At 73.3% G+C, this 17,840-nt stretch carries 10 protein-coding genes; 8 read left to right on the forward strand and 2 right to left on the reverse strand.

Annotated elements, in window-relative coordinates; translation table 11 throughout:
* Nucleotides 1–6: 6 nt before the first annotated feature.
* Entirely contained in the window at nt 7–1,944 is a 1,938-nt protein-coding gene (locus tag ACZ3I4_RS42580) for a C15 family peptidase (RefSeq protein WP_465387832.1), read from the forward strand.
* A 12-nt stretch (nt 1,945–1,956) separates the two neighbouring features.
* Here the strand turns inward: ACZ3I4_RS42580 and ACZ3I4_RS42585 are convergent, their stop codons facing one another.
* The gene (locus ACZ3I4_RS42585) at nt 1,957–5,724 is read right to left on the reverse strand and encodes a CHAT domain-containing protein (RefSeq protein WP_465387833.1); all 3,768 of its coding nucleotides are present in this window, start codon (nt 5,722–5,724) and stop codon (nt 1,957–1,959) included.
* Nucleotides 5,721–7,253 carry a vWA domain-containing protein gene (locus ACZ3I4_RS42590; RefSeq protein WP_465387834.1) on the reverse strand — a complete coding sequence of 511 codons (1,533 nt, stop codon included), beginning with the start codon at nt 7,251–7,253 and terminating at the stop codon, nt 5,721–5,723. The genes ACZ3I4_RS42585 and ACZ3I4_RS42590 overlap by 4 nt, the downstream gene beginning before the upstream one ends.
* A gap of 110 nt (nt 7,254–7,363) precedes the next feature.
* On the opposite strand from ACZ3I4_RS42590, the gene grpE reads away from it, so the two are divergent.
* The 7 genes from grpE to ACZ3I4_RS42625 are packed head-to-tail and all read left to right on the forward strand — an operon-like array spanning nt 7,364 to nt 17,839.
* Entirely contained in the window at nt 7,364–7,990 is a 627-nt protein-coding gene (gene grpE, locus ACZ3I4_RS42595; RefSeq protein ID WP_465387835.1) for a nucleotide exchange factor GrpE, read from the forward strand.
* Nucleotides 7,987–9,684, forward strand: coding sequence for an Hsp70 family protein (locus ACZ3I4_RS42600; RefSeq protein ID WP_465387836.1), 1,698 nt, complete (start codon nt 7,987–7,989; stop codon nt 9,682–9,684). Before grpE ends, ACZ3I4_RS42600 begins: the two co-directional genes overlap by 4 nt.
* A 4-nt stretch (nt 9,685–9,688) precedes the next feature.
* Nucleotides 9,689–12,349: a hypothetical protein gene (locus ACZ3I4_RS42605; RefSeq protein ID WP_465387837.1), complete on the forward strand. Its 2,661-nt coding sequence runs from the start codon at nt 9,689–9,691 to the stop codon at nt 12,347–12,349.
* Between the two features lies 1 nt (nt 12,350).
* A complete protein-coding gene (locus ACZ3I4_RS42610; protein WP_465387838.1) occupies nt 12,351–13,541 on the forward strand; it encodes a hypothetical protein in 1,191 nt (396 codons plus the stop codon).
* On the forward strand, nt 13,538–15,973 hold the full coding sequence (locus ACZ3I4_RS42615; protein WP_465387839.1) for a GTPase-associated protein 1-related protein: 2,436 nt from the start codon (nt 13,538–13,540) through the stop codon (nt 15,971–15,973). The genes ACZ3I4_RS42610 and ACZ3I4_RS42615 overlap by 4 nt, the downstream gene beginning before the upstream one ends.
* The gene (locus ACZ3I4_RS42620) at nt 15,970–17,544 is read left to right on the forward strand and encodes a TRAFAC clade GTPase domain-containing protein (RefSeq protein ID WP_465387840.1); all 1,575 of its coding nucleotides are present in this window, start codon (nt 15,970–15,972) and stop codon (nt 17,542–17,544) included. Before ACZ3I4_RS42615 ends, ACZ3I4_RS42620 begins: the two co-directional genes overlap by 4 nt.
* Entirely contained in the window at nt 17,537–17,839 is a 303-nt protein-coding gene (locus ACZ3I4_RS42625; RefSeq protein ID WP_465387841.1) for a hypothetical protein, read from the forward strand. The genes ACZ3I4_RS42620 and ACZ3I4_RS42625 overlap by 8 nt, the downstream gene beginning before the upstream one ends.
* The last annotated feature ends 1 nt before the right edge of the window (nt 17,840 follow it).

Here is a 17,840-nt window from a genome sequence, read left to right on the forward strand (position 1 = left end):
TCACCGATGTACGACGACGACATCGCCAAGGCGCGGGCCGCGCTGGCCCGGATGACCGGCCCGGCGCGGCGGCGCCCGCTGCTCGACTTGGGTCAGCTGCTCGCGATGCGCTACTGGCAGATCGGCCCCGGCACGACCGCCGGTCTGCCCGACGTCGACGAGGCGATCACGGTGATGACCGAGGCCGTGGGCTACCTGGATCCGGGCGACGTGATGCGGACCCAGGCCGTGGCTCACCTCGGCACGCTGATCGGCGGGCGGGTCGTCGCGTACGGCGGCGAACCCGACCGGCGCGAGGAGGCCATCGACCTGATCCGCGAGGCGCTGGACACCGGCGGGCTGGCGCCGCTGCAGCGCGACACCTGCCGGATGATCCTCGGTCAGCTCTACATGACCCGGGCGACCCGTTCGCTGCAGGCGCAGGACGCGATCCTCACGGCCGCCCGTACGGGATCGGAGCTGCCCGGCGCGGACAACCTCGACCTGGCCGCCGAGTGTTTCCGGCGGGTCCACGAGGGCCCGGCCGCCAACGCCGAGCTCGGTCACATGGCACAGACCCTGTCCTCCACGGTGGAATCGATGCGCAGCATGCTGGGCCGGATGACCGGCCCGGGCGGCGCCGACTTCCAGCCCCTGATGACGGCCATGCAGGGTCTGCAGCAACTGCAGGAGAAGCTGCGCCACGACGCCGCGCCGGGCGGGAACACGCCGCCGATGCCGGCCTACCTGGACGCCGACCGGATCGCCGCGGGCGACGCCATCGACTATCCCGTCGCCGTGGTGCCCGGACCGGAACCCGTCGTGGTCACCCCGGTCGTCCCCCGGCCACGACCCGAGGCGGCAACGGACCTCGACTCGCTGCGCCGCCTCGTACGGGACCGGCTCGTGCGGGGCGCCGACCTGCATGCCGCGCTTGCCACCCGGCTGCTGCCCGACGCGACGCCACTGGACACCGCCACGGTCGACGAACTGGTCGCGCTGACCAGCTCGATCGTGCACGGCGGGGGTGAACGGGCCGGCGACCGGCTGCTGGCCGCCTTCGCCCTCTATCAGCGCAGCCTGCTCGACGACGGCGGCGGCTGGGAGGACGACGACCCCCGAGTGGCCGGGGAGCATCTGCTCGCGATCGCGGACGGCCTGTTCGCGCAGCCCGCCGCCCTGGCCTCGGTCGCCGTCACCCTCGCGGGCCGGCTCGACGAGCGCCATCCGGCCGGGCACCTGCTGACCGTCCTGGCCGAGCGGTTCGCGGCCGTACGCATGGCGGCCCGCGAAGCCGGTGCGCAGGCGTTCGTGCTTCCGCGCCCCGCCGGGGTGACGCTCCTGGACGTGCCGACGGGCCGCTTCGTCCCGGCCGCCCACGGCACACCCCTGCCGCACCGGATCGTGGTCGCCGGGAACCGTGCGCTGCCGGTCGGCGACGGCATCGTCTCCTACGTGTCGTCGGGCGCCCAGCTCGTGACGCTGGCCGGCCGGTCCCGGGCCGAGTTCGCCGAGGCGCCGGTCTTCGTGGGCGACGACCCGTACGGGCTGCGGAAAGCGTTCTATCCGGATTCCGCCTCGAGCGGCTGGGACGCCTCGCTGCTGTACCTCGGGGGCGAACCGCCGGACGCCGGTCGTGTGGCGCGGGACGGAACGCGGCGGGGCGGCCTGGCCGTCGTCGAGCGGTACGGCCCGGGGTTCGTGGCGTTGTCCGACGCGCTGCTCGACGCCGGGTTCACCGGGGTGATCGGCTGGACCCGGGACGTGCCCCCGCCGATCGCCGGCCCGGCCCTGTTCGTGCTGCACCACCGGCTGATCGTCGACGGTCTCGACCCGGCCACCGCGGTCCGTCAGGTCCGCCGGTGGATGCGTGACCCCGGCCGCACGCCGGTGCCGGGCCGGCCGGGCACGCCTCCCGGCCGGGACACGGCCCAGTGGGACTGCCTGATGCTGCGCGGCCTCTGATCGGCCCGAGGCTCAGCGTCCCAGGTGCACGAACCCGGCCCAGGAGGCGAGGTCGAAGGCGGATCCGGGGCGGCAGCGGACCCGCAGCTGCCGGGGCATGTCGGCCGGCGCCACCCGGTCCGGGTCGAGCATCCATAGCTGGGCCTGGTGCAGCGCATCGGCCGGGCTGAGGCCGTCAGCCCGCAGGAAGTGGTGCACCATGAACATCAGCAGCGCGGTGCCGCCGTCCGGCACCGGCCACAGCGACCCGAACACCGTGCGCGCGCCGGCCGCCAGGAACGCCGTGGACAGGCTGAGAGCCTCGTCGTGGTCGTCGCCGCTGACGCTGGTGGTGCACGCGGCCAGAAACACCTGGGACAGGTCGGTCGCCGAGGCCGCGGCCCGGTCGAGGAGCGCGCCGAGCGTGAGACGTTCCCGGCCCGCCAGCATCAGATGCGCGTCGGCCGGCCGGGCCGGATCGATCGCGCCGTGGCAGGCCAGGTGGAGCACGGCCGGTGTGGAGTCCGGCACCGATCCCAGCCAGTCCAGCACGTCCTGCGGCGAACCCGGTCGCGCCGCCTCGGCGACCGGATGGCCGAAGTAGCTGCCGGTGCCATAGAACGCCTGGTGCACGGCGCGCGCCTCGATGCCGGCGTACCGGAGGTCCCCGGTCGGATCGCCGACGACCAGGGCGGCGGGCTCGGCGGACGGCAGGCTCTCCGCCGCCGCCACGAGAAGACGCGCCGAGGGGCTGTAGGAAAACACCGCTTCCCGTACGGCGTAACGGCGCTCGACGCCCGACTCGGTGAACGCGCCGTGCCACGGCACGACGCCCAGGATCCCCATCGGCACCAGCACGAGCCGGGCGGGCCGGCCCCGGCGCCACCGCGACGCGTACGCCAGCAGGTCGCCGACCGCCGCGTTCCACGCCCACTCGCAGATGTCGTCGACGTCCGGCTCGGCCTCCGTCCCGGCCGGTCCCAGGTTCCGCGGATCCGCGTTCGCCCCGGCGAACCGCCGCACCGGGGAATGACCGCCGGTCTGCAGCCCGGGCAGAGTCAGGACGTCGATCCGGCCGGTCGCCGGCACGATCACTGCCCGGCCCGGCCGGCCGGCCAGCCCCGGCAGCAGATAGACCAGGGCGTCCGCGCCGAGCCGGCCCAGCACCGATCGGACCTCGGCGGAGGTGATCGGCTCGTAGCCGAGCACCTCGTCGCCGCCCAGTGCCCGCAGCACCTGGAAACGCAGCTCGTCCGGCACCTGCGGGGCGTTCTCGGCCGACATCCCCGGCACGACGCTCATGATCAGGCCGCTGACCAGGTCGCGGCCCTGCCCGGCGGTGGCCCGCCACTCCGCGGCCAGGTCGGACCGGCCGCGGCGGACGAGCTGGTCGGGCACCCGCCGGGACGTGGTGGTGGCGCGCAGCACCAGGCCGCGACCGGCGTCGAGCACGGCGATCAGGTCCTCGTCCGCGGCCGGATCGGTCTCGCGGTCGGCCAGGCACCACCCGGCGACACGTTCGGTGTGCGCGGCGGCGGCCCGGGCCGCCGTCAGCGCGTGCTCGGTGCCGGACTGCCCGAAGACCTGCCACGCGTGGCCCTGCAGGGCGGACATGCCGATCCGGCGGATGCGCGCGAGATCGGTCTCACCGCTGAGCCGCAGCATCTCGGCCAGTCCCGCCGTCAGGTCGGCCCACATCGGGAACTGGAGGCCGCCGACCAGCTCGATCGCCCGCTCGTGCAGCATCACCGCGTGCCCGGCGGCGGCGAGATCGCCCGGCAGCAGGCGAGCCACCGCGCCGCCCAGCATCGCGGCCGCCCCGGCGACGATGCGTCGCAGGTGCGCGTTCGCGGGCGAGACCTGACGCAGGACGTCCTCGATCCGCCCGACCGCGGCACGCATTCCCGCCGTGTCGCCGCGCGCCGCGGCCTGCATGATCGCCGCGCTGATGGCCATGACGGCGCCGCCGACCTGGCCGATCTCGCCCATGCCGCCCGGTGTGATCACCGGGACCGCGGGCACCGGCGCCGACGTCGGGTCGGCCAGCAGCGCCAGCGAGTCGAACAGGACGCCCAGTTGCTGGTCGGTGGGGGACAGGTCGCGGCCGCGCAGCAGTTCCTGGCCCTCCTGGGCCAGGGCGACCGCCGCGGCCGCGTCACTCGATCTCAGCGCCTCGGTCAGGCGTGAATAGAGATCGAGCGTCTGCAGATCGAAGGGCTTGACCCCCGCGGACGCCACCGGGATGCGCGCGTTCTGTCCGGCGGCGCCACCGCCGCGCGAGTCGCCGGTGACACTCGAACGTCCGTAACCGGCCAGGGTGAGGACCATGGTCAGGCGCTGCCGGAACTCGGGATCCGTCACCCCGGCCGCCTCGGCCCGGGCGAGGCTGGCCAGGCCGCCGTCGGAGCTCTGTCCCGGGTTCAGCCCGTCCTCGTAGTGTTCGACCATGCCGGTCGCCCAGTCGATGATCGCGGCCCATTCGGGAAGGTCGCGGCGAGCGGTGGCGGCGAGGCCGATCAGGCCCCGTACGCGGGGAAGGTCGAAACGGCCGAGGTCGGCCGCCACGGCACCGAACTCCGCGAAGGCCAGCAGTCCGGCGAAGACGGCCCGGTCGTCCGGGTCCGCGCGCACGGCCCGGTCGAGCACCCGGTGCGCGTCCTCGACGAGTCGCCGGATCAGAGGTGATCCGGCGTCACCCCGGATCAGCCCCTCGTCGAGCAGACTCACCTCCACGCTCAGCCGGTCCTGAAAGACGCTCAGCCGGTCGCCGTCCTCGAGCTCGCCTGCGAGCGCGCGGTCCAAGGCGCCGGCCGCGTCCTCCAGCCGATCCCGGTCGCCGCCCAGCTCCCAGGCCAGTCGTTCCGCGGCCGCCGCGGACTGCCACATCATCCAGCCGCCGGGACTGTCGCCGGTCCGGGCCGCCGCCGTCCGGAGCGACTCCGCGGCCCGTTCGGCGTCGGGCCGGCTCCGCTGCCGGTCGGCGCGGCACCGCAGCATCTCGCCGAGGATCGCGAGGTCCCAGCCCTCCAGCGGGGCGGCCCGGTCGCCGCTGCTGATCGCCGTGTCCAGGTCGTCGTCCTTGTCGGTGGCCGCCCATCGGTCCTCGGACACCCAGAACAGGCACAGCCGCAGCTCGGCGGCGAGCGCCGGGTCGAGCTCGGTCAACGCCAGCGCGGTCTGCAGCACGGTCTCGGCCTGCTCCAACCGCCCGGCCTGCCGCGCCGTCTCGGAGATCAGCCGCGCGGCGAAGGCGAGCCGGCCGGTGGTGACCCACTCGCCGACGTCGGTGGCCGCGCACAGCGACATCCAGCCGGCCGCCACCGCGTCGATGTCGTGATCGGAGCCGGCCCGCTCGCCCAGCGCCAGGCCGTGCAGCAGCCGCAGATAGAGCCGGACGGTGGGGCGGGTGCCGTCCCCGCTCACCGTCGCGAGACCGGCCACCAGGTCGTCGAGGTCGTCGACCGGCTCGGGTCGATATCGCCGCTGCCACGAACGGTCCCACCACAGGTCGGCGAGGTGCACGACGATCTCGTCGCGGTCCGGGTCGCCGGGCTCGAGGCAGTCGGCCAGCACCGCCCGCCATCGGATCGCGTCGTCGTAGTGGGCGGCCTCGCCGGTGCGCTCGGCCAGTTCCCCGTACGCGCTGCCGGCCGCGTAGGCCCAGCCGAGGCTGCCGGGCTCGTCGGGCGCCTCGGCCAGGGCCCGTTCCAGCGCGGCGGCCCCGGCGATCAGATCGGCCGGGTCGTCCGACTCGTCGTAGCGGTCCAGCGCCGCCAGGCCCTCCTCGGCGGCGGCGTTCATCGCAGCGACCGCGACCGGTCCGGTGTCCGGCCGCGCGGCACCGCCGCGGTCGCCTGCCAGGTGAAGACCGCGCCGCTCAGGGTCACGCTCTCGCCCGGACCGCACAGGCCGGACTCGCGGGCCTGCGCCGAACCGTTGCGGGAGTAGGTGATGGACAGGGCCACGTCGGCGGCGCCCACCGAGGAGCGGACGGCGCTGACCTCGCCCTGTCCGGGCAGGCCCGTGGTGCCGGCGTTGAGGGCGAAGACCCGCCCGCTGAGCGGCACCTTGCGTTCCTCGCCGCCGGGCGGGCGGACGTCGAGCCGCCCCCAGAGCTCGGGACGCAGCCGGCGGCGGCGCAGCACGACCAGCGCGATCACCACCGCCACCAGCAGGATCGCGCCGCCGATCCAGTACGGCAGGCTGCCCCGCTGCGCTTCGAGGTCCACCGGCGTCTCGCCGCCGGACATGGCCGCGGTGGGGGACATGCCCAGGCTGCCGCGCATCGTCGGATACCAGGGGGAGTCGACCGTTCCGGTCAGGGTCAGGGACGTCGCGCCGGTCACCTTGTGTATCGGGGCGGCCCGCCGGGGCCCGGCATCCCAGTCGATGCGGATGGTGACTTCGGCCGTACCACCTGGAGACAGGGTCACCGGAGATTGCCGAACGGTGACCCGTACGCCCGGGTCGCTGCTGTTCACGGTCAGACCGTCGACGACCAGCGGCACGTGGGCGGTCTCGGAGCGCAGCGTCACCCGCAGGTCGGTGTGGCCGGCGCCGACGTCCCGGACCTCGCCGGGCCAGGCCACCGTCACGCCGCGGCTCGCGTCGTCGCCGAGAGCGACCCGCGCCTTGGCCGCCCGGGCCGCGGCCTTCGGCTGCTCCAGCTGGGAGCTGAGACGGTCGATCGAGACCGGCGCCAGGACCTTGGCGCCGGGGAAGACCTTGGCGAGTTGCGCGGCCCCGGTCGATCCCGAGAGCGGGACGGCGTAGACGTTGAGCGACGTCTTCTTGAGCTTCCCGGCCGTCGCCCGCAGCTGATTCCACGAGTAGCCCTCGGCGTACGGATAGGCGCTGCCCGGACCGGGGTCGTGCCGCCCGTCGGTCAGCATCAGCACCGTCGCGGTCGGCGGGGCGCCCGCCCGGGCCAGCAGCTTGGTGCTCTCCTCGATGGCGGCGCCGATGTCGGTGTGCGCGCCGTCGGCCTGCTTGGGCAGGTTGGCCAGCACGGCGTCCGGTGACCGCCCGGCCGGCCCGGCCCGTCGGACCACCTTGGCCCCGTCGGCGAACGTCACCAGGCTCACCCGGTCCTCCGGGGCCAGGGCCGCGATGAACGACCGCAGGCTGCTCCGGACCTGCGCGTACCGGTTCTTCTCGCGCATCGAGCTGGAGACGTCGACCATCACGACGTAGTCGGCGGCGACGCGGTCGACGCCCAGCGCGGCGTAGATCTCGTCCTCGGTGGCCGGTGCGGCCCCCGCCGGGACCGCCGCCGCCAGCAGCACGAGGGACAGCATCGTCCCCGTGACGGCCCGCCGAATCCTGTCCACAGCCACTCCTCCGCCGGTCCTTTGGTCCCACCGTTCTCTGACGGACAGAGGGCGGGGAGTTCTGTCCGTCAGAGAACGGTGGACGTGACGGCGCAGTGGAGGGAGAAGCGGTGGACGAGGAAACGGTCGAGTCCGACAGCCACCCGGAGCCGGACCCGGTCGTGGCCGGCCTGGCCGAGCTGACCGAGGTGCTGGGCCGGGAACTGCCCGAGCTTCGAGGGCAGATCGTCCGCGCCCACGAACGGGCGGCGGCCCGCGAGCAGATCATCGAGCGGCTGCACGACGAGAACCAGCGGCTGCGGGCCGGCGAGCGGCAGCTGGTGCTGCGCCCGCTGCTGACCGATCTGCAGCGCCTGCGGCACGACATCCTGCGTACGGTGGCCGGCCTGCCCGAGCAGTTCAGCGCCGGGCAGACCGCGGAGCTGCTGCAGTCGTTCGCCTACAGCCTCGAGCTGACCCTGGAACGCGGCAGCATCGTGGTCGTCGCCCCGGAGCCCGGCAGCGCCTTCGACCCGGCCGTCCAGCGCGCGATGGGCACCGTGCCGGCCGCCACCCCGGAACAGGACGGCACGGTCGCCGAGGTGATCACCGACGGCTACCTGGACGTGCAGACCGGCCGCCCGGCCGCGCCGTCGGCCGTCCGGGTCCACCGCTGGACGCCACCCGAGGCCGCGGCGCCGGTGATCGTGCCCGAGCAGGCCGACTACTCGATGACTCCCCACCCATCCACCCCGTGACAGAAAAGGACGACACCGCGATGTCGGACGAGAACCTGACCTTCCTCGGAATCGACCTGGGTACGACGTACTCGGTCGTGTCATACATCGACGACACCGGACGGCCCGCCGTGATCCGCAACGTCGTCACCAACCAGGAGACCACCCCCTCGGTCGTCTACTTCGAGGAGGAGTCCGGCGACGTGCTGGTCGGCGAGGCGGCCAAGAACGTGTCCCGGCTATATCCGGCGCGGGTCGTCGAACGCGTCAAGCGCAGCATGGGCAAGGAGGTCAACTGGGAGTTCGACGGCCGCTCCTACAGCGCCGAGGCGATCTCCGCGCTGATCCTCAAGCAGCTGGCCCAGGACGCCCGCGACCACACCCAGGCCGACGTACGCCAGGCCGTGATCACCGTGCCCGCCTACTTCGGCATGCTGGAGCGCGACGCGACCCGCAACGCCGGCCGGATCGCCGGTCTCGACGTCACCGGGATCGTGCCGGAGCCGGTCGCCGCCGCTCTGCAGTACGAGGTCGCGACCGGCGGCACCCGCACCGTGCTGGTCTACGACCTCGGCGGCGGCACGTTCGACACCACGGCCATCCGCATCTCCGACGACAAGATCGAGGTGCTCTGCACCGACGGCGACCAGCAGCTGGGCGGCCTCGACTGGGACGCCCGCCTGGTCCGCTATCTGATCGACGAGTTCATGGCCCGGGCCGAGCCGGCCGAGGACCCGACCCTCGACGAGCAGTTCATGCAGGACCTGGCGCTGACCGCCGAGGACGTCAAGCGGCAGCTGTCCAACGTGAAGAGCCGCAAGGTGCCGCTGCGGTTCGCGGGCGCGGTGGCGCAGATCGAGGTGACCCAGGAGATCCTCGAGGACATCACCCGCGACCTGCTCGACCGGACGATCGAATACACCGGGCGGACCCTGGAGAAGCTGGGCGAGAAGCTCGGCGTGGACGACCCGGCGGCCGCCCTCGACGACGTGCTGCTGGTCGGCGGGTCGAGCAAGATGCCCGCGGTGGCCCGCCGGCTCATCGAGAAGTGGGGCTGGTCGCCGCGCCTGCACGACCCCGACCTGGCCGTCGCCAAGGGCGCCGCGCGCTTCGCGGTCAGCCGCGCCCTCTGGGACTGGGACCGGGCCGGCGAGGAGCCGCCGACCGAGGAACAGAAGCAGGGGCGCATCAAGACGCTGGCCCGGCTGAGCGAGGTCGACGAGGAAGCGCTGGCCGCGATGGCCGAGAAGCAGATCGTCAACGTGCTGCCCAAGGCGTTCGGCGTGAAGCTGCGCGACACCTCCGACCCGGACTGGCGCTCGCAGCCCGAGCGGTACTACATCGAGCACATGGTGCACGCGGACGAGCAGCTGCCCAGCGGGGCCCGCCGCCTCGACGCGCAGACCGTGGAGCAGGGCCAGACCGCCGTCCACATCGAGATCTACGAGCAGGCCGGGTCGACCGAGGGGCCGGAGCTGTCCGCCAACAAGGCGGTCGACCGCGGCGAGGGCACGATCACCGGGCTGCCGCCGCTGCCCCTCCGCTCGCCCATCGAGATCGACATGGCGATCGACGAGCAGGGTGACCTGGAGCTGACGGCGGTCGAGCCGAAGTCGGGCCAGAAGCTGAAGATCAACGTACGGGTCAGCGTGCTCAGCGAGGAGGAAGTGCGGGAGGCCACCGAACTCGTCGCGGGCATCACGGTGAGGGCCTGACCCGATGGCCTTCGATCCCGGCGCCTACATGAGCCAGGTCATCAACCCGCTCCGCGACCACCCGGGCGGCGTGCCCGCGAACGACCTGGCCGGGCAGTACGCGGTCACGCCGGACATGTCGGAGAGCGAGCTCCGGGCCCGGCTCAAGGATGTGCGCAGCCTCTGGCAACGCCGGCAGGGCGGGGTCGGCGCGGCCGCGAACGTCTGCGCGCAGCTGATCGGCCGGGACGAGCGTCTGCGGGCCGAGCACGGCGACGACATGTACGACCCCCGGTGGTGGAAGCGCCAGGCCGAGGAGCACGAGCACGCGGTCAACGCCGAGTCGCGGCGCTTCGCCGAGGTGCTGCGCAACGCGTACGGGTCGGTCGGCCGGATCACCGCCGAGCAACTGGCCACCATCGCCCGGCAGTGGCCGTCGCTCAGCCGGCCGGGCGCGGACGAGGCGGTCCGGCTCGCGGGCCTGCGGCTGGTCGAGCCGGTTGAGCTGCCCACGGCCAGCGGGCTGCCCGGCAGCGCGTACAAACGGCTCCTCGACCTGCAGCGGCAGCTTGACGTGCCCACCGTGGTGCAGCTGATCCGGCCCGAGCTGACCGGCGGCACCTTCGCGCTGCTCGGCCGGGACCCGGTCGATCTCGGCGCCGCGGTTCTGGGCCGGCGCCGGCAGGAGATGGAACGGGTGGCCGACTCGCACGAGCTGCGCGCCGGCAAGGAGGCCCTCGGCCTGCTCGACACGGCGGCCCGCAACGGCGTCGACCTGCGTACGGTCGCGTTGTTCCAGATCGTCGACCGGCTGCAGGACCTGCGGGCCCAGAATCTCGCCGACGCCCTGCTGATCGAGTCGGCCACCAGCGCCGGACTGATCCTGGGCGACGCGCAGACCGTGGTCAGCAACCTGCCCGCGCTCATCGTCACCGGACCGGCCGACCGGGTGCGGGAACTGCTCGCGGACGGGCAGTTGCGCGCCGCGGCCCAGGCCGTGGCCCAGGTGCCCGAGTCGGATCCGGCCTGCGCGGAGTTGCGGCAGACGGTCGGCAACCTGGTCGATCAGGTCGGCGAGCTGCGCCGTGAGGCCGAGCGGGCGATCCGGGACGGGCGCGAGGAGGACGCGGCCAAGGACCTGCGGGACGCGCTGCGGATCGCCGACGACGACGAGGACCTGCGCCGCCGGTCCGAGGGGTTGCCGCCGCCACCAGTACGGGATCTGGTCGCCCGGGTGACCGAGCAGGGTGTGCGGCTCGGCTGGTCGCCGCCGTACACCGCGTCGCCCGAACTGTTGCGGTACCGGGTCGTGCGATCCGACCGCCCGCCGCGCACGGCGTCCGACGGTGACGTCGTGGCCGGCGACCCGAGCGTCCCCGAAGCCGTCGACAAGGATCCCGCGCCCGCCCGCGACCTGCACTACGGCGTGTTCGCCAGCACCGGAGGCGACTGGTCGCGGGCGGCCGTCACGGTCGAGCGGGTGCTGCCGCCGGTCACCGCGGTGCAGGTCCGCACCCAGCAGGACGAGATCGTCTGCTCCTGGCGGGTGCACTCCGACGCCGAGACGGTCCGGGTGCGGCGCACCACCGGGCGCCCGCCCGCCTCGCCGGACGACGGCGCCGAGATCGCCTGCACGCGGGGCGGCCTGACCGACGGGGCGAGCGAGGCCGACGTCTTCTACGGAATCGTCGCCGTCTATCGCGACGCCGCCGGGGGCGAGGCGTTCTCCCGGATGGTGGTGGCCCGGGCCACCACCGGTCAGGCGGCCCCGCCGTTCGTGGGGCGGATCCGCGTGCACGCCGTCGCGGTCGACGCCCGCACCGCCACCGCGAACGTGACCTGGGCCGCCCCGGCCGCCGGCACGGTCTCGGTGCGCCGGTCCGACGCGGCGCCGACCTGGCCGGCCGGCGCCACCGTCACCCGGGCCGACGTCGAGGCGTACGGGGAACCGCTGATCGGCGACCGCCTGGTGCAGGGACCGGAGGTGCAGCTCGAGGCGACCGTGCCGAGTGGCCGGCACTTCTACACCGCCTTCACGCTGCACCCCTCGGCCGGCACCGCGATCGTCGGCGAACCGGTCGCGGTGGCCGTGATCGAACCGGTCACCCGGCTGCTCGTGCGCCGCAACGGTGGCGAGGTGACCGTCTCGTGGGTCTGGCCGCCGTCGGTCAATCTGGCCGAGGTCACCTTCACCCCGGCCGGGGCGGCCGCGCCCACCAGCCGCGAGCTGATCAGCCGGGGCCAGTTCACCGCCAAGGGATGCCACCTGCCGATCGGGCACTCCGGTGGACGGGTCGCCGTGCAGAGCGTGGTCCGGGGCATGGGCGGCGAGTCCAAGGCGTCGGCCGTGACGGTCGCGGTGGACGGGACCGTGGCCACCGTGGACTGGCAGGTCATCCGGACCGGCAATTTCCTCAGCCGTCGTCGTGAGCTGCGCCTGACCGCCGACCAGCTCTGCGAGGGCGTGGAGGTGCGACTGGTCGCGGGAATCGGCGACGTCCTGCCGGCGCGTCCGGAGCAGGGCACAACCGTCGCTCACGTGTCCGGTCTGGACCTCGATCCGGAGGTGCCGTACCCGGTTCCGTTCAGCCTGCCCTCGAAAGTGCGGTGGCTGCGCTGCTTCGTCGTGCGGCCGGCCGGCGTCCGCGTCAACGATCCCCCGATCGACGAGATGAAGGTGTCCTGAGATGGCAACTCTCGCCTGTCCGTACTGCTATGTGCAGATCAACCTGCGCGAACCGTGGTTCCGCTGCACCGGACGCAAACCACCGGGCCGGGAGGCGTGCCAGCGGGGCGAGGACGAGGCGCAGAAGCGGGAGCTCGGCAACCCGGAGCACGTTCTGCCGTCGTTCGAGGCGCAGCCCCGCGGCTTTCGCACAGTCAACGAGGCGAACTGCCCGAACTGCGGGATGGTCTCCGGGGTGAAGGTCTGCTCGAACTGCCACAGCCGCCTTCCGGCCACGTTCGGCGAGGGCAAGAGCCCGCTGATCGCCATGGCCGGCGCCAAGCACACCGGCAAGACCGTCTTCCTGCGGGTGCTGGCCAACCAGCTGCGACAGGGCATGGGCGAGCGCTTCGGCGCCGACGTGCGCCTGACCGGCGACGTGTCGTTCAAGACCGAGGATCAGGGCGGTCACGGCTTCGGCGACCCGTCGGCCGACCTCTTTCCGGCGGGCAAGCTGCTCACCCAGACGGCCGGGGCCCAAGGGGGACGGCGTGAGCCGATGGTCTTCGCCTGGCGGCAGAAACGCCGGACCGGCTACGACACCACGTTCCTGTCCTTCTTCGACACCGCGGGCGAGGATCTGAACAAGCAGGACACGGTCGACAACCTGGGCTATCTGGCGGCGGCCGACGCGCTGATTCTGGTGCTCGACCCGTTCATGATTCCGCAGGCCCGCGACCGCCTGTCGCTGCCGGACGAGGCGCTGATCAAGGGGACCTCCACGCTCGACGTGGTCAACCGGGTGACCGAGAACCTGCGCACCAGCCACCGGATCGGCGGGCGCCGGAACATCCCGATCCCGGTCGCGGTGGCCTTCGCCAAGATCGACGCGTTCTTCGACGTCCTCGGCGAGGACCACCCGCTGGTCCGGCGCCCGCAACCGGGCCCGTACTACGACGACGAGGCCGGCCGGACCACCCACGAGCACGTGAAGGCGCTGCTGCACGACTGGGGCGCCTCCGACATCGACACGCACCTGAAGCACAACTACACGACGTTCCGGTATTTCGCGATCTCCGCGCTCGGGGCGGAGCCCGACTACCGGGCCAACCGGGTCGACGACCGGGGTGTCCACCCGTTCCGCGTCGACGAGCCGCTGCTCTGGCTGCTCAGCCGGTTCAACGTGGTGCCGCGTAGCCGGGCGGCGCGATGACCGCGCACTTCGAGACGCTGATCTACACCGACTGCCGGCCCGGTCAGGGACTCGACGGAAGCCCCGGGCTGCAGTTCCAGGCCCGGTCCTCGGAGGGTGTGCTGTCCGCGAAGCGGATCGTGCAGGACCACCTGCTCTATCAGCCGTACTCGGCGTGGATGTCGGAGCTGCGGCCGGTCGAGGACTACCCGCCGTCGTTCGGGCACGTCGCCGAGGCCGGTTACTTCGCCACCGGCGCGGGCTGTTACCTGGGCCAGGAGGCGAACGGCACGCGGCAGGGCAACCAGCTCACCCACGCGATCGTCACCGCGGACACGGACGCGTACCGGGGACTGCGCCCGGCCCAGCTGTTCGGCGCCGGCTTCTGGACCGGCCGCCCGGCCCCGACGACCACGTCCGAGCCGGTCGAGCTGGGACACACGACGGCGGTGCACAGCCCGGCCCACGCCCGCGACTTCGTTCTCGCCCAACCGAACGGCGAACATCTTCTGCGTACGCTGGTGGCCGCGCTCGAGCGAGCCGACCAGCCCCGGCAGCCGCGCGTGCTGTTCGTCGGCCCGGACGTGCCGGTCATCGTGGAGTGGCTGGTGGCCGGATCGTTGCTGCTGCCGCGCAAGCGGGCGTTCGAGCTCGGTTTCAAGATCTTCTCGGTCGACCCGGCGCGCTCGACCCTGCCGGTGCTGGCCGTGCACCCGGATTTCGCCGGCGCCGCCGGGCAGATCAACAACCAGCTCGGGTACGCCGTCTTCGACCTCACCCGGCACGACTGCACGCCGGTGCCGCTCACCTGGGCCGCGGAGCACTGGGTCGACCTGTTTTTGGCCGAGGACCCCCGCGACGTGGTCGACGCCCTGGACGTGGCCGCGGAGTCCGGCCTGGCCCAGGAGAAGGACGGGGACGACGAGGAAGCCCGGAAGCGGCGGCAGAAACTGGCCATGGCGCTCGGCACCGCCGCGATCATGCGCCGGGAGCCGGACAACCACTTCGCCCAGGAGATCGTGGACTGGCTGCGCACCGGGCCTGCCCAGCTGCGCGACGCGTACGCCTTCGACGTCGCCGACCTCTTCGCCGACCTGCCCGAACGCTGGTCCCGGCCGGTGCTGGTGCGGCTCGACGCGGTGGGCTGCGACGGGTTGCTGCCCGGCAAGGCCGCCGACGTCCGCACCGCGCTCGCGATCAGCGAGATCATCGCCGCGCGCGATCACGGTGAAGTGTTCTCCGAGCCGGTCGGGCGTCTGCCGGACGGCGAATGGACCGAGCACCACGCCAACCACCTGTTCCGCCTGCTCGTCGAGGAGCTCACCGCGGAGGTGCCGCCAAAGTCGTTCGAGGCGCTGCTGCGGGTGGCCAAGCGGTTCGAGGTGCCGATCCACCCGGATCATGTGGGCGAACAGGGCGCGGCCTTCGTCCGGCACTGGGCCGACCACCCGGGCGTCTACAAGGCCGCGGCCTGGCCCCAGTTCGAGGTTCAACTGTCCCGGCTCACCGATGAGCTGACCCGGCGGGTGCGGCAGGGCGCGGAGCAGGCGGCGATCGTGGGAGACGGGTGGCGCAAGTGGTTGCTGCCCCGGCTGGACGGACTGGAGGCCGACCTGCGGACCGCCGTGCTCGGGGCGAGCGTCCGCCACGGCGACGGCCGGTGGGATCTGGTCGAGCGGCACCTGTACGAGGCCAAGAGCGACCCATCCGGGTTCGCGACGACGGCCGCCGCCCTGTGGAGCCAGAGCCGCCCGACGCAGGCGGAACTCGAACTGGTGGCCACCATCGCGCCGGACGGCGTCACCTTGCCGCCCCGGCTCTGGCAGCCGCTGGTCGCGAACGTCACCGGCACCGGCCCGCTGGCGACCAACGAGCTGAAACTGTGCCTGCTCCTGCTGACCCGCCGGCTGATGCCGCTGAACGCCCGCGTGGAGGCGTTGCTGGCGGCCGACGAGTCGCTCACCGGGGCGCTGGCGAAGGTGGGCGGTCCCACGGCGCCGTCGGGGGAGGAGGCCGCCGCGCTGCTGGCCTGCCTGAAGCGCACACCGGCCCGGCTGATCGCCATGCGCGCCGCGGCGGTCGCCTCCGCTCTGTTGTGGGTGGAGGATGTCGACGACGTCGAGCGCCTGCTCAAGCGGCATCCCGACCTGCTCGACCCGTACCTGCGACGGCTGGCCGAGCGGTTGCGGGCCGGCGTCGGGATCCGCTGCGCGGTGGCCGCCTGCTTCCTCGGCGGGGTCATGCTGGCCGAGGATCCCGACCGGCAGACTCCGATCCTCGAGGCCTGGGACGAGTGGCTGATCCGCGCCCCCGAGCGCAACATCGATCTGGCCGGTCAGGACGTCGGCAAGTCGGGCAAGAAGTGGCAGGAGTTCTGGAAGGACCGGGTCGGCTCGGTGTCCGGGCGACGGCGGCGGTATCGGCTCGCGCACCCCTTCGGCGGTGGGCGATGAGCGGGCGCGGGCCCGGCTGGTGGATCGGGACGGCGATCTACGCGGTCGTCTGCCTGGCCTGCCTGATCTTCGTCTCGTTCCCGCTGCTGCTGCTCAGCCTGGGTGTCGGCCTGGTCGCCGGGGCGCTGGCCGTGGTGGTGCTGGCGGGCACGGTGCTGGCCGGCGGCGAGGGCACGGCGGTGCTGCGCACGCCCGAGCTGGTCCGTGCGGGTCAGCTGCCCGGCCGGATCGAGGCGGCTTTCGTACGCCGTGACCGGGCCTGGCCGCAGTATTTCGCGGTGCAGTTCCGGCTCGACTACGAGGCGATCGTGCGACGGGCGCGGCGGTTGCACGACCGGATGTGGGCCGGCCCGCTGCCCTGGTTGCGCGACAAGCAACTGCTGGCGTGGTGGCCGCTCATCGTCCCGCTGGCCGGTGGGCAGGGGGCCGTCACGGCCGGCGGCGCGCTGGCGGTGCTGGCCACGGCGGCCCTGCTGGCCGTGGTGACCGGGGCGGCCTGGCTGGTCGGTGTGCCCGTGGTCTATCTGCTGCGCGGCGTCGACGTGGCCTGGCAGCGCGTTCGCAGCGCCCGGGCCAGCTGCCCGAAGTGCTTCGAGCTGACCGCCGTCCCGGCCTACCGGTGCCGCGGCCCGCACGAGCACGGCGACCGGCTGTCCGGCGACGACCTGCACCGCGACATCCGTCCGGGGCGTCTGGGCGTCCTGTGGCGGCGCTGCGCGTGCGGCAGCCGGCTGCCCACGATGGTGCTCCGGGCCGCCTTCAGCCGCCGGTTGCAACCCTGCTGTCCCAGCTGCGGCGAGGCGCTGTTCAGGGGGGCCGGTGTCGTCACCGACGTACGCATCCCGGTGTTCGGCGCGGCCTCGGCCGGCAAGACCCAACTGATCATGGCCGCGCTGGTCGGCCTGGAACGGACGGCGGCGGCCGGGGGCGCCGGGTGGCGGCTGCCCGACGAGCGGAGCCGGCGAACCTTCGGCCAGTACGCCGACCTGGTGCGCCGGGGCGCGGACCCGGCGCAGACCGACGCCTCGGGCCCGCCGGTCGCTCTCACGGTGCGCCTGGACAAGGGGTCACGTCCAGCCCTGCTGCACGTGTTCGACGCCGCCGGCGAGAGCCTTCTCGATCCCGAGCAGAACTCCCGGCTGTCGTACCTCGACTACGCCCGCTCGCTGATCTTCGTCATGGACCCGTTCTCGGTCCGGCGGATCGCCGACGAGTTCGGTGGTCTGGCCCCCGATGTCTTCGCCGCGGCCAATCCGGCCCGGCACGACCCGGAGCGCTCGTACAACGCCACCGTGACCCGGCTGCGCGACTTCGGCGTGCGGACGGACCGGCAGCGCCTGGCGTTCGTCGTGACCAAGGCCGACCTGCTGGACAAGCTCGGGGCCGGCCCGCACGGCGGCGACCTGCGGGACTGGCTCGGCTCGATCGGCCTGGGCAACCTGCTGATGGCCGTCGAGCGCGACTTCGGCGAGGTCGAGTTCTTCCTGGTCTGCGGGCGCGACCCCGGACCGGATGCCGCGCCCGCGCCGCTGCGCTGGGTGCTGTCGAAGGAGTGGATGAGCCTTGACTGATCCGGACCACCGCATGCCGCCCGCCCACCGGGCCTTCCGCGGCCTGGTGCTCGTGGTCGTCGTCGCGGTGACGCTGTTCGCCGGGTTCTCGTCGGGCGCGGCCGCCGCGGTGCGATGGGCCGGCGACGGCGTCGGACAGGTCACCTCGTACCTGTGGAAGCCTCTGCTGCACGGCGGTGGCTGGGCCGAACCTCTGCAGCCGGCCCCGAGCCCGTCGCCGTCGGTCAAGCCCAAGCCGAAGAAGAAGGCCAAGCCCAAGCCGAAGCCGCACAAGAGCGCCACCAGGAAACCCTGAG

Source organism: Actinoplanes sp. NPDC021490 (assembly GCF_055562135.1).

Bases quoted from the DNA above. Each gene is read 5' to 3' on its own strand.
- ACZ3I4_RS42580 (WP_465387832.1), top strand. From the start codon at position 7: ATGTACGACGACGACATCGCCAAGGCGCGGGCCGCGCTGGCCCGGATG.
- ACZ3I4_RS42585 (WP_465387833.1), bottom strand. From the start codon at position 5,724: ATGAACGCCGCCGCCGAGGAGGGCCTGGCGGCGCTGGACCGCTACGAC.
- ACZ3I4_RS42605 (WP_465387837.1), top strand. From the start codon at position 9,689: ATGGCCTTCGATCCCGGCGCCTACATGAGCCAGGTCATCAACCCGCTC.
- ACZ3I4_RS42610 (WP_465387838.1), top strand. From the start codon at position 12,351: ATGGCAACTCTCGCCTGTCCGTACTGCTATGTGCAGATCAACCTGCGC.
- ACZ3I4_RS42615 (WP_465387839.1), top strand. From the start codon at position 13,538: ATGACCGCGCACTTCGAGACGCTGATCTACACCGACTGCCGGCCCGGT.
- ACZ3I4_RS42620 (WP_465387840.1), top strand. From the start codon at position 15,970: ATGAGCGGGCGCGGGCCCGGCTGGTGGATCGGGACGGCGATCTACGCG.